The following is a 15,739-nucleotide window of genomic DNA, read 5'->3' on the forward strand; positions in this document are numbered from 1 at the left end:
CGGGGTGCATGGGCGACCGGAGTCAGTGCGGTGCCGGGCCGAAGCGCATGACCTCCGGTTCGGGGCCGGGGCCGTACGGGTGCCATTTGGCGAGGTCCGTGCCGTTGGGGGAACCGGTGGCGACGAAGGTGGCGAGCGCGCCGCCGAAGGCGCGGGCCAGGGCATGGTCGTCGTCGTTGACGGCGCCCAGCATCGGGGCGCCGGGGTAGGCGTCGAAGGTGCCGAAGAGGAAGGGCAGTTCGGCGCAGTGGGCCGAGCCGAGGCCGTGTTCGTCGGGGTCCGGGTGGCGGGTGAAGCGGTAGACGTACGCCGGAGTGCCCTGCGCGGCGCATCGTCCGGCCAGCTCCGTGACCCCGGCGCAGAAGACCCAGTCGCCGGCGACGTCGGTGAAGACCTGGGCGGCCGTCCCGCCGGGCCGTCGGGCCTCGCAGCGCTGGTAGGCCGACACGGCGTCGCCGCCGTACCGGGCGGTGAGGGTCCCCAGCGCGGCGATCGCGTCCTCGCGGGTGAAGGCCCGGACGTCCGGGTTGAACGCCAGGAACGCCGCCATCTCGTTCTCGGTGCAGCCGGTCAGCACGTCCTTGCCATCCAGGGCACCGTCGGCCACGGCCTGCTGCCAGGTGCGGGGCTGTCCCGCGCCGCCCAGCACCGGCCACATCGCGGGCGCCGGGTCACCGGGCGTCCGCCCGAGGCCGGCCGCCAACTGCCGGTAGGCGTCCAGCAGCTGGGCGACCGGCACTTCGCGCAGTGCCCTGCCCGGGTCCGTTTCGCGGTCCGCTCCGAGGATGCGCAGATAGGCGGTGGCGATCTCGGCGGCATCGGCCGGGTCCTGCGGAGGCAGCCCCGGGGCATGGCTCTGGAGGATCACCCGGCGGACCATGCCGCTGGTGGCCGGGTCGGTGGCGAGCGCCAGTGACGAGAACCCGCCCGCCGACTGGCCGCCGACGGTGATGAGACCGGGGTCGCCGCCGAACACGGCGATGTTCTCCCGCACCCAGCGCAGGGCCGCGCCCTGGTCCTGGGAACCGAGGTTGTCCGCACCGATCGAGGGGAGGTGGAGGTAGCCGAGCGGGCCGAGGCGGTAGTTGACGGTGACCACGGTGATGTCGCCGAGCGCGGCCAGCCGGCCGCCGTCGTACCAGTCCCAGCCGCCGCAGCCGCTGCTGAAACCGCCGCCGTGGATCCACACCAGCACCGGCCGCGGCGCCGCGCCCTCGGCAAGGGCTCCGGCCGGGGTCCAGACGTTGAGATTCAGGCACCCGTCCTCGTCACAGTCCAGCGCGTGCGGCCCCATCACGGCCTCGAGCCGGGAGTGCTCCTGCGGCACCGCGGGACCGGCATGGGCCGCGTCCCGCACGCCGCTCCAGCCGGGATGGGCCCGTGGCCCGGTGAAACGCAGCTCCCCCACCGGGGACGCCGCATAGGGAATCCCCCGGAAAGCCGCCACCGGCCCCTCTTCGACACCGCGGACGCGACCCGCCCGCGTGACCACGACCGGCCGTTGCCCACTCGCCATCTCGTCCCGCTCTCCTCGTACGGCGATCAGCGAGGACCACCGATCCGACCGGTGCACGGCCGGCCGCCGGGCGGCCACTCACAGCCGCCATCAGACCACCCGCGACGGTCAGCCGTCTGCACCGTGTGGCAGAGCTAGCGCCGCTGCCCGTCGAACCGGGGGCAGACGCAGCCGATCTCCCCGCACACGTGGTGCCTTATCGGGTCTCTACGCGGCGCCGGCCCGTTGTCGAGCTGCGCCGCGTATTCGACGGGCGGCTCGATGTAGGGAGAGCTCGTCTTGCACGACGTGCATGCCCAGCGCCCGAAGATTCCCTTGACGGCCCTGCCACAGCGGGTGCAGGTGTGCTCCGTGATCTCGGGCAGCATCCGACCGGCCTTACTTCTCGGGGAGCGGGCAGCGACAAGCGTACGGCCGATCAGGCCCTCGGCTGGGTGAAGCGGATCCGGTTGCCGAAGGGGTCGCGAAGTCCGCAGTCGGTGCCGTACGGGCGGTCGGTGGGCTCCTCGGTGAACTCCACGCCCCGGCCCAGCAGCGTCTCGTACGTCTTGCGGCAGTCGTCCGTGGTGAGGATGAGCCACCCGCCCATCGCACCCTTGGTCACCAACTCGCGGACCTGCTCCGCCGTCTCCGGGGACATCGCCGGAGCGCCCGGCTTCTCCAGCAGGATCTGGCGCTCCGGATGACCGGGAACACTGACGGTCAGCCAGCGCATGAAGCCCATGTCGACGTCGGCGACGACCTCCAGGCCGAGCTTGCCGACGTAGAAGTCGAGGGCCTCGTCCTGGTCCAGGACGTATATCTGCGATTGCGTGATGGCGTTGAACATGTGCATCACGCTACTGCGCGAGCGGGACGAAAACTTATCCGAAACTGCTCAGCCGCTCGGTCGCGTCCACGCCATCGCGAAGCACGTCGGCACGCCCGCGGACACCGCCTCCTTGCGGTACGTCCTCGGCGACCGCCCGACGATGTCGCGGAACGTGCGGCTGAAGGTTCCCGGGCTGCCGAAGCCGACCTGGAAGCAGATGTCCGTCACACTCCGGTCGGTCTCCCGCAGCAGGAACATCGCCCGCTCGACACGGCGGCGCTGCAGGTAACGATGCGGCGTCTCACCGAACGTGGCCCGGAAGGTGCGCGCGAAGTGCGCCTCCGACACATGGGCGATCCGCGCCAGGGCCGCCACGTCCAGCGGCTGCGCGTAGGCACGGTCCATCGCATCCCGCGCCCGGAGCATGCGGCGGTTGGTCTCTTCTGCAGCGCGACTCACGGCGCCATCACATCACGGCTCTCCGCCGTCGAAGACGCGCACTGGATGGGAGGACGTGGAGCGATCAGGCCGGCTACCGGGTCGGGTGTACGTCGCGTCGATGCGCGCCCAGAAGCGTGTTGGCGCGCTTCATTCCCGACCAGTCGTAGCGCAGCTCCGCGGCGTGACGGGCGCGCCCGAACTCCACGCATACGTCGCAGGTTTCGGCGTCCGTGACGACGATGACGGCGTAGCCGGACGTTCCCGCGACGGGGACGATCGCCTCCAGCTGCCGTCGGCACTGGAGCAGCGTTTCCGCAGCGCGGCCGAGGCTCCTGGCGAAGGTGATCGCGGAGGCGTAGCCGTTGCCGGGTCCGATCCTGAGGCGATAGCGAGCTTCTTTCGCGGCGGCGAGGGCGTCGCGGCGAGCGGGGTCGTTCGCGTCCCTTTGGCCAGCGGCCGCTTCCAGGGCGGGGGCCGCCTGCCCGATGAAGTCGCGAAGCCGGTCGGTCAGGTCACGGACGCGACTGGGGGCAGGCAGCCACCTGTCCATGGCGGTGGCTTCGCGGACGACGTCCTCGATGGCGGTCGGCGCTTCGGCGGCGAGCGGGGCGGGTGGGCGTACGTAGGTGAGGCCGCCGCCGGTGTAGGCGGTGTAGGGGAAGTAGGGCATGGGGGGCTCCTCAGAAAACAGCTGGCCTGATGGCCTGTGGCGGTGCAACCACCCTCCTGCACCTAGGAATTACTAATCAAGCCCAGCTGCCAGTAACCAAAAAATTGGCATATGACTGAACCCCAACAGAGCTTGCCTGCTGGGGTACATGGAGTGGAAGACTGCGAGCAAGGCTGCCCCGAGGCGCGGCAAGTCCTCACCCAGCAGCAACAGGCACACGCCGACGGCGCACAGAGATGCACCGCCGGGGAACAGCACCAGAGGGAGCTCAAGGGTGGCAGCACGACGCGGTCCGACGTTCAGAAGGCGGGAACTCGGCAAGGAGCTGAGGCGCCTGCGCGAGGAGCGCAGGATCAGCGTGAAGGAGGCCGCAGCGCACATCGAGAGCTCCGAAACAAAGATCAACCGGGTCGAGACCGGCAACAACCAGCTCCCCCGCGTCCGAGATCTGGAAGACCTGCTGGAGCTGTACGGCGTCACGGACCGGGACGACCGTGAGCACCTGCTGGCCCTCCACCGGGACTCGCTCAGCGCGGATTGGTACCGGCCGTACCAGCACTTCATGCCTTCGGGAGAACCGGTCTATGTGGGGCTGGAGTCAGAAGCCACCATGATGCGCGCTTGGCATTCGCAAGTGGTCTTCGGCCTCTTGCAGACGGAAAACTACGCCCGCGCCATGTTCATGACGGCGAAGCCGGTCGACGAACGAACGACCGAGTTCGTCGAGGAGAACGTAGCGCTCCGGATGAAGCGCAAAGACATCATCTACGGAGCCGACCCGATTGAACTGCGGGTGATCCTCGACGAGGCGACTCTACGCCGCGTGATCGGCGGCCCCGACATCATGCGTGAGCAGTACGAGGAGATCGAGAAAGCCGTCGCCTTCGACCACGTGACGGTCCAGATCATTCCGCTGAACCTCGCCACATACCGGGCGACCATGGGCTTCACCATCCTGGACTTCGGAGACGGCCTCGAACCGGTCGTCGCAGAAGAAGGGCCGACGTCCATGACGGTTTCCGACAAGCCGCGCGAGGTCTGGAAGTACGCCCGACGCTTCGACGCAATGCGAGAGGGCGCCTTGGCTCCGGCCAAGACCGTCGAATTCCTTCAGCGGCTGGCAAGCGAGATCGATGGCCAATAATGCGTGTCTCAAGTTCTTCGACCTGACCGAGAAGCCCTCCTGGATCAGGTCTTCGTACAGCAACGCCGGCCAGAATTGCGTAGAAGCCAAGAGACTTGCACCACGATCGCCGAGCGTCGCTGTCCGCGACTCCAAGCAAAGCAACGGCCCCGCCATAACCGTTCCGCACGCCGCCTGGATCTCATTCATCCGTGGCGTACAGGTGACCAACTGACCGGTCCGGCGGCTACCGTTGGCCCATGCCTCTCCTGAGCTACGACCGCTACTGCTCCGAGATCCTCGCGCAGGCGCACCTGTTGAGGTCCCACATCGATGGCGCGGATCTCACCACCCCCGTCCCGTCCTGCCCCGGATGGAACGTCGGGCAGCTGGTGCGCCACCTCGGCGGTGTGCACCGGTGGGCCGAGGAGACCGTGCGGAGTCGGGCGACGGGGCCGGTTCCCGACGGGCAGTTCCGGGATCTGTCGGCCTACGCCGACGAGGACCCCGCCGTGGTCGGGCCGTGGCTCGTGGAGGGGGCGGAGCGGCTGGTGGAGGCGCTGCGCGAGGCCGGGCCGGAGGCCGTGGTGTGGACTCCGGTGCCTGGTGGGAACGCGCGGTTCTACGCACGCCGGTTCACGCATGAGACGGCCGTGCACCGAGCCGACGCGGCCCTCGCCCTCGGCGCGGAGTTCGACGTCGACGAAGAGGTCGCCGTCGACGCCCTCGACGAATGGATGGAGTTCTGCTCGCTGCCGATGCACTTCGACGTGCACCCGTGGATGCGCGAGCTGCTCGGCCCCGGTCGGACCATCCACTTCCACGCCACGGACGCGGAAGCGGCGGAGTGGGTGGTCGACCTCACCGGCGACGCGATCGTCTGGCGCCGCGCGCACGAGAAGGCGGCTGTGGCCGTACGGGCCCCGCTGACCGACCTCCTGCTGCTCGTCTACAAGCGCCGCCCGCCCCGCGGCGAGGGCGTGGAGATCTTCGGCGACGAGCAGCTGCTCGACTTCTGGCTGGAGCGCGTCAGCTTCGCCTGACGCGGCCGACGCGCGGGGGGGGGCACCCTCAGGCCGCTTCCGGACCGGACGCGTTGATGATCGCGAAGACGCCGCCCTGCGGGTCCTGCACGACGGCCATCCGGCCCGCCATCATGTCGAACGGCGGCTTGAGGACATTGCCGCCGGCGCGGACGAGCGCGTCGACCGTGCTGTCGGTGTCGTCGACGGCGAAGTACGTCAGCCAGTGCGAGGGCGCGTCCGCCGGCAGGCCCGGGATGTTGGACAGGCCCTGCATGCCGCCGACGGCGCGACCGTCCACCGAGAGCGAGAAGTAGCCCTCCATGCCTTCCGTCGGGGCGGCGGTGACGCCCAGCACCTTGGCGTAGAAGGCCGAGGCGGCTTTGGGGTCACTGGTGTTGAGCTCGTTCCAGATGATCGCGCCGGGCTCGTTGACGAGGCCCGCGCCGGGGAACTCCCCGGCCTCCCAGATGCCGAAGGCGGCGCCCGTGGGGTCGCCCACGACGGCCATCCGGCCGAGCTGGAGCACGTCCATGCCCGGCATCGTGACCTGACCGCCGTTGCCCGTGATCGCCTTCTCGGTGGCGGCCACGTCGGCGGTGGCGAGGTAGGTGGTCCACACGGTCGGCGGCATCGGGTCGGGCTTGCTGCCGTCCGGGTTCATCGCGGCCATGATGCCGGCGACGGGCTTGCCGTTCATGGAGCAGACCGCGTAGCCCCCGGTCTCGGGCGGCCCGACCTCGCCCTGCCAGCCGAAGAGATCGCGGTAGAAGTCGAGGGCCGCCTGCTGGTCGGGGACCATCAGATCGACCCAACAGGGTGTGCCGGGCTTGTACGGACCGGTGACTTCGGGCATGAGCGGCCTCCCTGGATCGATGGCGCGGGTCGCGGAGCGGAGTGCTCGCCGGGAGCGTCCTATGTCTCTCCACCGGTGCGGCGCCCAATCCAGTCACGCACCGACTCGCGACACGCGCACGTCCACGGTGGCCGTTCGGGTGCAACTTCGGAAGACCGCGCCGCCGGTGATCACACGGCGACGAGCCGGACTCGGTCACCGCACAGTTTGGTCATGTCGTCCACGTCGGAGGTCAGCATGACGACGGGCCGCTGCTGCCGCAGGGCGATCACCGCCACGGCTGCGTCGATGGCGTACTTGTGACCGTGCAGGCCGGTCTCCATCAGCAACGCGGAGGCGGCCTTCGCCTCCTCTTCGCCCACGGCGACGACGCGCAAGCCAGAAAGCACCCAGCCCAGGCGGGACTTGTCCGTACGGGCGTGCACAGCCTCGATGACAGTGAGCGCGCAGATCACGACCTCCATGCCGCGCCGCCGTGCTTCGGCGATCAGAGCCACGGCCGACTCGTCGTCGCTCAGGAGCTTGGACAGGCCTTCACTGTCCAGGACCAGCGTCCCCTCGTGGCTCAACTTGCGGCGGGCCACTGCCCCTCCTCGGCGAAGACCTCGTCGAAGACCTGCCGCGCCCGCTCCTGCGCACGCTCGGACACCGGGCCATTGCGGCGCTCGTAGTCGGCCAGATACTCGTCCAGGATCTGGCCGCGCAGCTCACGCTCCACCGCGGCGGTGATGAACGCGGAGAACTCGCGCTTGCCGACCCGGGCCCGGATCGCCTCGGCGGTCCCTTCGGGCAGAGAGAGACTGACGCGGGTCGCGGGCCCTTCGCCGATGCTGTACTCCATCTCGGACATACATCGACTTTATCAAACGAGTAGGAAATCGGTGTGCTACCGGATCGGCCACCCCGGGGCACGCCCCTCGGTCAGTCCTCCACCACCAACGCCGGCGTGGACCGCGTCAGAACCTCGCCCCTGAAGAACGCCGGGCTCCGGCGGCGCATCAGCAGCATCAGGACCACCCCGAGCAGCAGCAGGCCCACGCCGATCACGAAGACCGAGCCGACGCCCAGCACCGAACTGCCGCTGCCGTACGCCGGGTTCCACATGTCGTACAGCGTCTTGCCGAAGACGGCCGCCAGCAGCACGCCGCCGAGCAGCGGGAAGACGCCCTTGAAGAGCGCGTCCCGCAGGGAGCGGCGCAGTTCGTGGCGGAAGTACCAGGCGCAGGCGAAGGCCGTGATCGAGTAGTAGAAGCAGATCATGAGGCCCAGGGCGTAGATCGTGTCGATGAGGACGTTCTCGCTGAGGAAGCTCATGACCGCGTAGAAGACGCCGGTGGCGATGCCGGCGGCGACGGTCGCGCGGCCGGGGGACTTGAAGCGGGGGTGGATGCGGGCGAAGGACGGGGGGAGGGCCTGGTAGGTGCTCATGGCCAGGACCGTGCGGGCCACGGGCAGGAACGTCGTCTGGAGGCTGGCGGCCGCCGAGGCGAGGACCGCGATGAAGAGCAGGACGCCGAGGGCCGTGCCGAGCACGGGGTCGGCGAGGGCGGCGAAGACGTTGTCGGCGGTGTCGGGGTTGCCGAGGCCCGTCCCCTCGGCGCCCACGCCGGCGAACATCTGGGCGGCGACGGCGGTCAGCAGGTACGAGCCGACGAGCACGACCATGGAGATCAGCGCGGCCCGGCCGGGGGTCTTCGCGCTGCCCTGGGTCTCCTCGTTGACCGTGAGGCACGCGTCCCAGCCCCAGAACATGAAGATCGAGAGGGACAGCCCGGCGGTGAAGGCGGCGAAGGACTGGACGGCGAAGGGGTTGAGCCAGGTCCAGGAGAAGTCGATCGAGCCGGGGAGTCCGCCGGTGCGGGCCTTGACGAGCGCCATGGTCACGAAGACGGCGAGGACGGCGAGTTGGAGGCCGACGAGTGCGTACTGCACGCCCTTGGTTGCGGTCATCCCGCGATAGCTGATGGCGGTCGCGACGGCGATGAAGGCGAGGCACGTCAGGACGTGGACGGGCCGGTTGCCGTCCAGGTCGGCGACCGTGCCGCTGCCGGTGACCTGGCCGAGGAGGAGGTAGAAGAAGGAGGTCGCGACGCCCGCGAGATTGGACAGCACGATGATCGTCGCGATGACCAGCCCCCAGCCGCACATCCAGCCGATCCGGGGCCCGAAGGCCTGCACGGTCCAGGTGAAGGACGTGCCGCAGTCGGGCACGGCCTTGTTCAGCTCGCGGTACGCGAAGGCGACGAGCAGCATCGGCAGGAATCCCGCGAGGAAGACGGCGGGCATCTGCACGCCGACCTGGCCGACGGTCGGGCCGAGGGTCGAGGTCAGACAGTAGACCGGGGCGACCGTCGAGATCCCGATGACGGCGCTGCCCAGCAGCCCGACGGAGTTCCCGCTGAGGCCCTTGGCGCGCCGGTCGCCGACGCTCGTTACCGTGTCTCCGGCCCTGGGCCGTGGGGCTGTCTGAACCATGAACAGGACGTTAAGGGCTGCTGTTTCCGCAACCGGAGGGACGCGATCCTGTACGGATTCCTTGAATATTCCGCCCAGTGGGGCGAGTTGACCTGGCTTTGGAAGGCGGCATGACGCTTACGCCAGGTAACACCCAGGAGTAACCCACCCCCGAGCCCTCTGCGATAACCGCAGCGCCGCACCTTTTGTCCCGATTCCAATTTTTCCCGTCGCCTTCCGGTCGTCTTCCCGTCGCCTTCCGCCGCCCTCAGGACTTCGTGTCCACCGTCTCCGTGTCCCGCCCCGACCGCAGCACCCTCCCTGGCACCTTCCCCGTCACCACGTCGTGCCGTACGGTCTCCACGCCGTTGACCCGTACGCTCACCACGCCCACCGCCCGCGCGTCCAGCCGCGGCCCGTCGCCGGGCAGGTCGTGGACGAGCGTCGCGGGGCCCGCGTCGACGCGGGCGGGGTCGAAGAGGACGAGGTCGGCGTACCAGCCCTCCGCGATCCGGCCGCGGTCCCGGAGACCGAAGAGCCGCGCGGGGTCGTCGGTGAGCATCCGTACGGCCGTGGGCAGCGGCACCAGCTTCCGGCCGCGCAGGCAGTCGCCGAGGAAGCGCGTCGTGTACGGCGCCCCGCACATCCGGTCCAGGTGCGCCCCGGCGTCCGAGCCGCCCAGCAGCACGTCCTCGTGCTCCCAGGTGCGGCGGCGCAGCTCCCAGCTGTCGGGGTCGTCGTCGGTGGGCATCGGCCACAGCACCGTGCGCAGCCCGTCGGCGGCGCAGATCTCCACCAGGCAGGCGAACGGGTCCAGGCCGCGCTCGGCGGCGATGTCCCGGACGACCCGGCCGGTGAGCCCGTCGTTCTCCTTGGCGTAGGTGTCACCGATGACGTAACGCCCGAAGTCGGCCAGCCGCCGGAAGACCCCGGCCTCCTCGCTGCACGCGCGGCGCAGCAGCTCCGCCCGTACGGACTCCTTGCCCAGCTCGGCGATGCGGCGCGGCACGGGCAGGGAGAGCACCTCGCCCCAGCCGGGCAGCAGGTTGAGCGCGCAGAACGTGCCGAGCGACATGTTCATGGGCGTGAGGATCGGCATGGTCAGCGCCACGATCCGGCCGCCCGCCGCACGGGCCCGCTCGCTCGCGGCGAGCTGGCGGGGCACGCGGTCGGGTACGGCGGCGTCGATGGTGAGGACGTTCCAGTTCAGCGGCCGCCCGGCGGTGGCCGTGAGCTCCACCAGAAGATCGGTCTCGGCGTCCGAGAAGCGGTCCAGACAGCCCGTGACGATGGCCTCCAGCTGCGTGCCCTCGTGCGCGCCGACGGCGCGGGCCAGCGCGATCAGCTCCTCGGGCTCCGCGTGCCGGGACGGTACGGGCCTGCCGTCGCCGTCGGAGTGGGTGGTCGAGCGCGTCGTGGACAGGCCCCAGGCGCCGGCGTCCATCGCGTCGTGCAGGATCGCGGTCATCCTCCCCAGCTGCCCCTCCCCCGGCGCACCGCCCACGGCGTCGGGGCCCATCACATAGCGGCGCAGCGCGCAATGCCCCACCATGAAACCGGCGTTGACGGCGATCCGCCCGTCCAGCGCGTCGAGGTAGTCGCCGAACGACGACCAGCTCCAGGGCGCGCCCTGCTCCAGCGCGGCGAGGGACATCCCCTCGACCTTGCTCATCATCCGCCGCGTGTAGTCGGCGTCGGCGGGCCGCGCGGGGTTGAGCGGCGCGAGGGTGAAGCCGCAGTTGCCGCCGACGACGGTGGTGACGCCGTGGCCCATGGACGGGGTGGCGTACGGGTCCCAGAACAGCTGCGCGTCGTAGTGCGTGTGGGGATCGACGAAGCCGGGGGCGAGGACGAGCCCGCTCGCGTCCTCCTCGGTGCGCGCCCGCTCCCCTACGCGCCCGGCCAGGGTCCTCCCGGGGCGCCCGATGACGGCGATTCTCCCGTCCCGGATGCCTATGTCTGCGACGTAGGGGGTGCTTCCGGTGCCGTCGACGACGGTGGCACGGCGGATGAGATGGTCGAGCATGGTCGGTCACCTCTGTCTCTTTGGCGGGTGCGGCCCGGCGGTTTCTGTTCCCCAGCCCCGCCCCTTCCCGCAGCATCTGATGCGCGGCTCCGCCGCGGCCGGGGCTCCGCCCCGGACCCGTGCCCGGGTGCGGCCCGGCGGGGCTTTGTTCCCCTACCCCGCCCCTTCCCGAAACTGGGGCGCGTGCCCCAGACCCCCGGCTGTCCCGCCGTTGCCGCCTGCGGCGGGAGCTCCCTGCGGGAGCGTCCTCAAACGCCGGACGGGCTGAATTTGCCCACCCGGGCTGGAAGTCCACCCACCGGCGTGAGGGGGCGGGACGCGCAGGAGGAGTGCGGGACGTAAAGCGAAGCAGTCCCGTACTCCTCCGGAGCGGCACGGCCCCGCACCGTGACAACGGCGACGAGCCCAAAGAACCAGCCCGGCCGGCGTTTGAGGCCGCGCCCGCAGGGCGCTCCGCCGCAGGCGCCGACAAGCCGCACCCAATCAACCGGCCCGCATACGCGTAGTCCGGTGGACAGGATCCGTATCGATCTTCGGAATCACCCGCTCCCCGATCAGCCTGATCGTCCGCAGCGTGTCCTCCCGCGGCACCCCGATCGGCAGGCCGAAGGAGAGCTGGTCGGCGCCCGCCTGTTCCCAGCGCTTGCACTGGCGGAGGACCTCGTCGGGGTCGCCGCAGATCATGAGCTCTTCGGCGATGAGGAGTTCGATGATCTCCTCCGTGTACTCGGGCAGCAGCTCGGGCCACTGAGGAATCCCCTCGGGACGAGGGAACGTGTCGTGGTAGCGGAAGAGGAGCGACTGGAGGTAGTGGAGTCCCCCACTCACCGCCGTGGCCACAGCCTCCTCATGGGTCTCGGCGCAGATCGCCGTGGAGGTGACCATCACGTTGTCGTTGACGAAGGCGCCGACGGCCTTCGCGTCCTTGATGGCCGTCTTGTAGGAGTCGACGACCCACTCCATGTCGGAGACCTTCTGCACGCTGAACCCGAGGACGCCGAGCCCTTTGCGGGCGGCCATGGCGTACGAGGAGGGCGACCCGGCCGCGTACCACATGGCGGGGTGGGCGGGACCGTACGGCTTGGGGAGGATCTTCCGCGGCGGCAGCGACCAGTGCTTGCCCCGGAATCCCGGGTATTCGTCCTGGAGCCACATCCGGGGGAATTCGGCGATGGTCTCCTCCCAGATCTCCTTGGTGAGATCCATGTCGGTGACACCCGGGAGGAATCCGAGGATTTCATGGCTCCCGGCGCCGCGCCCGGTGCCGAACTCGAAGCGCCCGCCGGAGAGATGGTCGAGCATGGCGGCCTTCTCGGCGACCTTGGCGGGGTGATTGACCTGGGGCAGCGGGTTGAAGATCCCCGAGCCGAGGTGGATGCGCTCGGTCGCGTGCGCGAGATAGCCGAGGAAGACGTCGTTGGCGGAGAGGTGGGAATACTCGTCGAGGAAGTGGTGCTCGGAAGCCCAGGCGTATTTGAAGCCGGACCGGTCCGCCTCGATGACGTACTCGGTCTCCTCCAGCAGCGCGTGGTGCTCGGCCTCGGGGTCGGTCCGCGACCTGCTCGACGGAACGTAGCCCTGGACAAAGATCCCGAATTCCACGGGGGTTCACCGTCCCTAGATTTCTGACGCACCGTCAGATGAAAAGACTCTGGCATCGGCGGCAGGGAGCGTCAAGGGAACGTGCCCACGGCGGTCCGGCCAGGGGGACGTCAGGTGAACAACCGCGTCCCCGCCAGCCATCCGCCGTCCACGACGAACCGCTGTCCGGTGACGTACGAGGAGTCGTCGGCGGTCAGGAAGAGCGCCGTGCGGGCCACCTCCGCCGGCTGTCCTATCCGCCCGAGCGGCACCACCCTGCGGTACAGCTCCGCGGATCCGGCGGCGGCCCGCCCGGCGTCCGCGGCGGGGTCGAGCAGCGCCGGGTTCGTCATCGCGGTGTCGATCGCGCCCGGGCAGAGGGCGTTGACCCGGATCGCCCTGTCGGCGAGTTCCAGCGCCGCGACGCGGGTCATGGCGACGACGGCGGCCTTGGTCGCGGCATAGGCCCCGACGCAGGGAATTCCCGCCAGCGCGGCGTAGGAGGCGGTATTGACGATCGTCCCGCCGCCCGCAGCCGTGAGCTCCGGCACGGCGGCGCGCATACCGAGGAACGTGCCGAGCTGATTGACGCGGACGAGCTCCATGAATTCGCCCGTAGAGGTGTTCACAAGCTCGTTGAAGCGGATGATCCCGGCGTTGTTGACGAGCCCGTCGAGTTTCCCGAAGGTGTGTTTGGCCGCGGCGACGGCCGCGGCCCAGTCGGCTTCCTCGCCGACGTCGAGATGCACGTACGCGGCTTCGCCGGGGCCGATTTCCTTGGCGACGGCCTGTCCCTGGTCGTCGAGCACGTCGGCGAGGACGACTTTCGCGCCTTCGGCGGCGAAGAGGCGCGCTTCTTCCGCGCCCTGGCCGCGGGCGGCGCCGGTGATGAGGATGACGCGGTCGTTCAGGCGCATGTCGTGGTCCCCTTCGTTCGGAGCGGCCGGCCGGCGCGGAGATCGGCGTCATTCGTCCAGCAGCGGAGCGACCTCGGACGCGAACCGCTCCATCTGGTCGAGCAGTTCACCGAGCGACCGGCACCGGAAGCGGACCTGGATCTGATCCGCCCCCAGCGACCCGTACACCCGCAGCGACTCCGCCAGCGTCCCCGGGCGGCCGGACAGCGTGCGCGGGCCGACGTCCCAGCCGGGCGTGCCGATGTACAGCGCCTCCGTGATCGCCCCGATGGCGAACGGCCCCTCGCGTCCCGCCTCGGCGCGCAGGTGGCGGAGCTCGGCGACGCGCAGGGGGAGCTGTTCGCGGGAGTCGCCCTGCGACAGCCAGCCGTCGCCCCGGAGCGCAGCCCGGCGCAGGGCCGCGGGCGACGAGCCGCCGACCCAGATCGGCGGGCGCGGCGTGCGCACGGGGCGGGGTGCCTGGCCCAGGCCGCGGAAGGCGAAGCGGGGGCCGCTGAATTCGGGGAACTCCTCGGGCCCCAGGGCCGTTTTCAGGGCATCGACGGTCTCGTCCAGGATCGCCCCGCGCCGCCGGAATTCGACGCCCAGCGCGTCGAATTCCTCGCGTACGTGCCCGGCCCCCACCCCCAGGACCAGGCGCCCGCCCGAGAGCCGGTCGACGGTGGCGTACTGCTTCGCCAGCACGAGCGGGTGCCGCAGCGCGGCCACGGAGACGTGGCTGAGCAGCAGGGTCCGTTCGGTGACGGCGGCGAGGTGGGCGAGGGTTGCCACGGGGTCGTACCAGGTGGTGCCCATGGCGGCCGCGAGCCGCGCGGGCACGGCGACGTGGTCGCAGGTGGCGAGGTAGGCGAAGCCGAGGCGGTCGGCGGCGCGGGCGACGTCCCGCAGCTCGACGGGCCCGGCCTCGACCTCCCAGGGCTCGGCGTAGAGGGTGCTCAGCGAGGTGATGGGCACCTGCATCCCGTACGCGAGCCGCCCGGCGGGCAGCACGTCCACTCCGTCGTCCACGCGCCCTCCCTGCCCCGGGCCCTGCCCCACACCTTGTCCCGAACCGGAAGTCAGCCCGCCCACAAGCCGTCCTCGCCCAGACCCAGCAGCGCGATCGCGTTGCCCCGCACGATCGCCTCGACCACATCGGCCGCCAGGTGCCCCATCTGTTCCTGCGCCACCTCGCGCGAGCGGGGCCACGTCGAGTCGGAGTGCGGGTAGTCCGTCTCGTAGAGGACGTTCGGCAGGCCGATCGCGTCGAGGTTGCGCAGGCCGACCGGGTCGTCGAAGAAGCAGCCGTGCACATGGTCGGCGAAGAGTTCGGAGGGCGGGCGGCGGACCTTGTCGGCGATGCCACCCCAGCCGCGGTTCTCGGCCCAGACCGCGTCCGCGCGTTCCAGGATGTACGGGATCCAGCCGATCTGCCCCTCCGCGTACATGACGCGCAGCCCGGGGAAGCGCTCGAAGGCGCCCGACATCAGCCAGTCCACCATGGAGAAGCAGCAGTTGGCGAAGGTGAGGGCGGAGCTGACGGCGGGCGGCGCGTCGTCGGACGTGGACGGCATCCGCGAGGAGGAGCCGATGTGCATGGCGACGACGGTCCCGGTCTCGGCGCAGGCGCGCAGGAAGGGGTCCCAGGCGTCGGTGTGGACGGACGGCAGACCGAGGTACGGCGGTATCTCCGAGAAGCAGACGGCGCGCACGCCCCGCGCCGCGTTGCGCCGCACCTCCCGCGCGGCGAGCCCGGCGTCCCACAACGGGACGATCGCGAGGGGGATCAGGCGCCCGTGCGCGTCCGGGCCGCACCACTCCTCGACCATCCAGTCGTTGTAGGCGCGGACGGACAGCAGGGCCAGTTCGCGGTCCTTCGCCTCGGTGAAGGTCTGTCCGCAGAAACGCGGAAAGGTCGGGAAACAGAGCGCGGACTGGACATGGTTGCGATCCATATCGGCCAAACGTTCCGGCACGCTGTAGGACCCCGGGCGCATCCGCTCGTAGGTGACGGGTTCCAGCTTGATGTCGTCCCTGGAGCATCCGACGGCGGAATCCAGCCGGGTGAGCGGACGGTGCAAATCCTCATAGACCCACCAGTCCGCCACCGGCCCGTCGTCCCCGGGGGCTCCCATGACCGGGGCGAACCGCCCTCCGGTGAAGGTCATTTCCTTCAGTGGCGCGCGCACGACACGTGGTCCGACGTCGTGGAACTTCGCCGGAAGCCGGTTCCGCCAGACGTGCGGGGGCTCGACCGTGTGGTCGTCCACCGAGATGATCCTGGGGAAGCTCACCATGGCTGACACGTTAGCGACGAACTGACGATCCGTCAGCAGTGTGGCG

At 70.2% G+C, this 15,739-nt stretch carries 16 protein-coding genes; 3 read left to right on the plus strand and 13 right to left on the minus strand.

Annotated features, from left to right (window positions below; genetic code table 11):
* Nucleotides 1–22: 22 nt before the first annotated feature.
* The 4 genes from ABD269_RS07675 to ABD269_RS07690 all read right to left on the minus strand — a co-directional run bounded on the left by ABD269_RS07675 (nt 23) and on the right by ABD269_RS07690 (nt 3,438).
* Nucleotides 23–1,516: a carboxylesterase/lipase family protein gene (locus tag ABD269_RS07675; RefSeq protein WP_344117080.1), complete on the minus strand. Its 1,494-nt coding sequence runs from the start codon at nt 1,514–1,516 to the stop codon at nt 23–25.
* A gap of 418 nt (nt 1,517–1,934) precedes the next feature.
* Nucleotides 1,935–2,345 carry a VOC family protein gene (locus ABD269_RS07680; RefSeq protein ID WP_344117081.1) on the minus strand — a complete coding sequence of 137 codons (411 nt, stop codon included), beginning with the start codon at nt 2,343–2,345 and terminating at the stop codon, nt 1,935–1,937.
* 48 nt (nt 2,346–2,393) lie between these two features.
* Nucleotides 2,394–2,786, minus strand: coding sequence for a helix-turn-helix domain-containing protein (locus ABD269_RS07685; RefSeq protein ID WP_344117082.1), 393 nt, complete (start codon nt 2,784–2,786; stop codon nt 2,394–2,396).
* Between the two features lie 73 nt (nt 2,787–2,859).
* Nucleotides 2,860–3,438 (minus strand): DUF6415 family natural product biosynthesis protein, encoded by a 579-nt coding sequence (locus ABD269_RS07690; RefSeq protein WP_344117083.1) that lies wholly within the window; start codon nt 3,436–3,438, stop codon nt 2,860–2,862.
* Between the two features lie 274 nt (nt 3,439–3,712).
* Between ABD269_RS07690 and ABD269_RS07695 the strand changes: the two genes are divergently transcribed.
* Genes ABD269_RS07695 through ABD269_RS07705 form a run of 3 tightly spaced genes read left to right on the plus strand, consistent with a single transcriptional unit; the run spans nt 3,713 to nt 5,604 of the window.
* Nucleotides 3,713–4,582, plus strand: coding sequence for a helix-turn-helix domain-containing protein (locus ABD269_RS07695; RefSeq protein WP_344117084.1), 870 nt, complete (start codon nt 3,713–3,715; stop codon nt 4,580–4,582).
* Nucleotides 4,572–4,796: a DUF397 domain-containing protein gene (locus ABD269_RS07700; protein ID WP_344117085.1), complete on the plus strand. Its 225-nt coding sequence runs from the start codon at nt 4,572–4,574 to the stop codon at nt 4,794–4,796. The genes ABD269_RS07695 and ABD269_RS07700 overlap by 11 nt, the downstream gene beginning before the upstream one ends.
* 25 nt (nt 4,797–4,821) lie before the next feature.
* A complete protein-coding gene (locus ABD269_RS07705) occupies nt 4,822–5,604 on the plus strand; it encodes a maleylpyruvate isomerase family mycothiol-dependent enzyme (protein ID WP_344117087.1) in 783 nt (260 codons plus the stop codon).
* A gap of 28 nt (nt 5,605–5,632) precedes the next feature.
* Here the strand turns inward: ABD269_RS07705 and ABD269_RS07710 are convergent, their stop codons facing one another.
* The 9 genes from ABD269_RS07710 to ABD269_RS07750 all read right to left on the minus strand — a co-directional run bounded on the left by ABD269_RS07710 (nt 5,633) and on the right by ABD269_RS07750 (nt 15,693).
* A complete protein-coding gene (locus tag ABD269_RS07710; RefSeq protein ID WP_344117089.1) occupies nt 5,633–6,439 on the minus strand; it encodes a VOC family protein in 807 nt (268 codons plus the stop codon).
* A gap of 170 nt (nt 6,440–6,609) precedes the next feature.
* Nucleotides 6,610–7,023, minus strand: coding sequence for a DNA-binding protein (locus ABD269_RS07715; RefSeq protein WP_301886745.1), 414 nt, complete (start codon nt 7,021–7,023; stop codon nt 6,610–6,612).
* On the minus strand, nt 7,005–7,289 hold the full coding sequence (locus ABD269_RS07720) for a hypothetical protein (protein ID WP_301886744.1): 285 nt from the start codon (nt 7,287–7,289) through the stop codon (nt 7,005–7,007). The genes ABD269_RS07715 and ABD269_RS07720 overlap by 19 nt, the downstream gene beginning before the upstream one ends.
* A gap of 71 nt (nt 7,290–7,360) precedes the next feature.
* Nucleotides 7,361–8,914 (minus strand): APC family permease, encoded by a 1,554-nt coding sequence (locus tag ABD269_RS07725; protein WP_344117090.1) that lies wholly within the window; start codon nt 8,912–8,914, stop codon nt 7,361–7,363.
* 247 nt (nt 8,915–9,161) lie between these two features.
* Nucleotides 9,162–10,919 (minus strand): N-acyl-D-amino-acid deacylase family protein, encoded by a 1,758-nt coding sequence (locus ABD269_RS07730; protein WP_344117091.1) that lies wholly within the window; start codon nt 10,917–10,919, stop codon nt 9,162–9,164.
* Nucleotides 10,920–11,402: 483 nt separating this feature from the next.
* A complete protein-coding gene (locus ABD269_RS07735; protein ID WP_344117092.1) occupies nt 11,403–12,521 on the minus strand; it encodes an LLM class flavin-dependent oxidoreductase in 1,119 nt (372 codons plus the stop codon).
* Between the two features lie 110 nt (nt 12,522–12,631).
* Nucleotides 12,632–13,417: an SDR family NAD(P)-dependent oxidoreductase gene (locus ABD269_RS07740; RefSeq protein WP_344117094.1), complete on the minus strand. Its 786-nt coding sequence runs from the start codon at nt 13,415–13,417 to the stop codon at nt 12,632–12,634.
* Between the two features lie 48 nt (nt 13,418–13,465).
* Nucleotides 13,466–14,377 carry a TIGR03619 family F420-dependent LLM class oxidoreductase gene (locus ABD269_RS07745; protein WP_344117270.1) on the minus strand — a complete coding sequence of 304 codons (912 nt, stop codon included), beginning with the start codon at nt 14,375–14,377 and terminating at the stop codon, nt 13,466–13,468.
* Nucleotides 14,378–14,475: 98 nt separating this feature from the next.
* Nucleotides 14,476–15,693, minus strand: a complete 1,218-nt coding sequence (locus ABD269_RS07750) for an amidohydrolase family protein (RefSeq protein WP_344117096.1) — start codon at nt 15,691–15,693, stop codon at nt 14,476–14,478.
* Nucleotides 15,694–15,739: the final 46 nt, after the last annotated feature.

It is taken from the genome of Streptomyces blastmyceticus (assembly GCF_039521185.1).
In the GTDB taxonomy this organism is placed as follows: Bacteria; Actinomycetota; Actinomycetes; order Streptomycetales; family Streptomycetaceae; genus Streptomyces; species Streptomyces blastmyceticus.

Coding starts and splice junctions, on each gene's coding strand:
- ABD269_RS07675 (WP_344117080.1), bottom strand. CDS start 1,516: ATGGCGAGTGGGCAACGGCCGGTCGTGGTCACGCGGGCGGGTCGCGTC.
- ABD269_RS07680 (WP_344117081.1), bottom strand. CDS start 2,345: ATGTTCAACGCCATCACGCAATCGCAGATATACGTCCTGGACCAGGAC.
- ABD269_RS07690 (WP_344117083.1), bottom strand. CDS start 3,438: ATGCCCTACTTCCCCTACACCGCCTACACCGGCGGCGGCCTCACCTAC.
- ABD269_RS07700 (WP_344117085.1), top strand. CDS start 4,572: ATGGCCAATAATGCGTGTCTCAAGTTCTTCGACCTGACCGAGAAGCCC.
- ABD269_RS07705 (WP_344117087.1), top strand. CDS start 4,822: ATGCCTCTCCTGAGCTACGACCGCTACTGCTCCGAGATCCTCGCGCAG.
- ABD269_RS07710 (WP_344117089.1), bottom strand. CDS start 6,439: ATGCCCGAAGTCACCGGTCCGTACAAGCCCGGCACACCCTGTTGGGTC.
- ABD269_RS07720 (WP_301886744.1), bottom strand. CDS start 7,289: ATGTCCGAGATGGAGTACAGCATCGGCGAAGGGCCCGCGACCCGCGTC.
- ABD269_RS07725 (WP_344117090.1), bottom strand. CDS start 8,914: ATGGTTCAGACAGCCCCACGGCCCAGGGCCGGAGACACGGTAACGAGC.
- ABD269_RS07730 (WP_344117091.1), bottom strand. CDS start 10,919: ATGCTCGACCATCTCATCCGCCGTGCCACCGTCGTCGACGGCACCGGA.
- ABD269_RS07740 (WP_344117094.1), bottom strand. CDS start 13,417: ATGCGCCTGAACGACCGCGTCATCCTCATCACCGGCGCCGCCCGCGGC.
- ABD269_RS07745 (WP_344117270.1), bottom strand. CDS start 14,377: ATGCAGGTGCCCATCACCTCGCTGAGCACCCTCTACGCCGAGCCCTGG.
- ABD269_RS07750 (WP_344117096.1), bottom strand. CDS start 15,693: ATGGTGAGCTTCCCCAGGATCATCTCGGTGGACGACCACACGGTCGAG.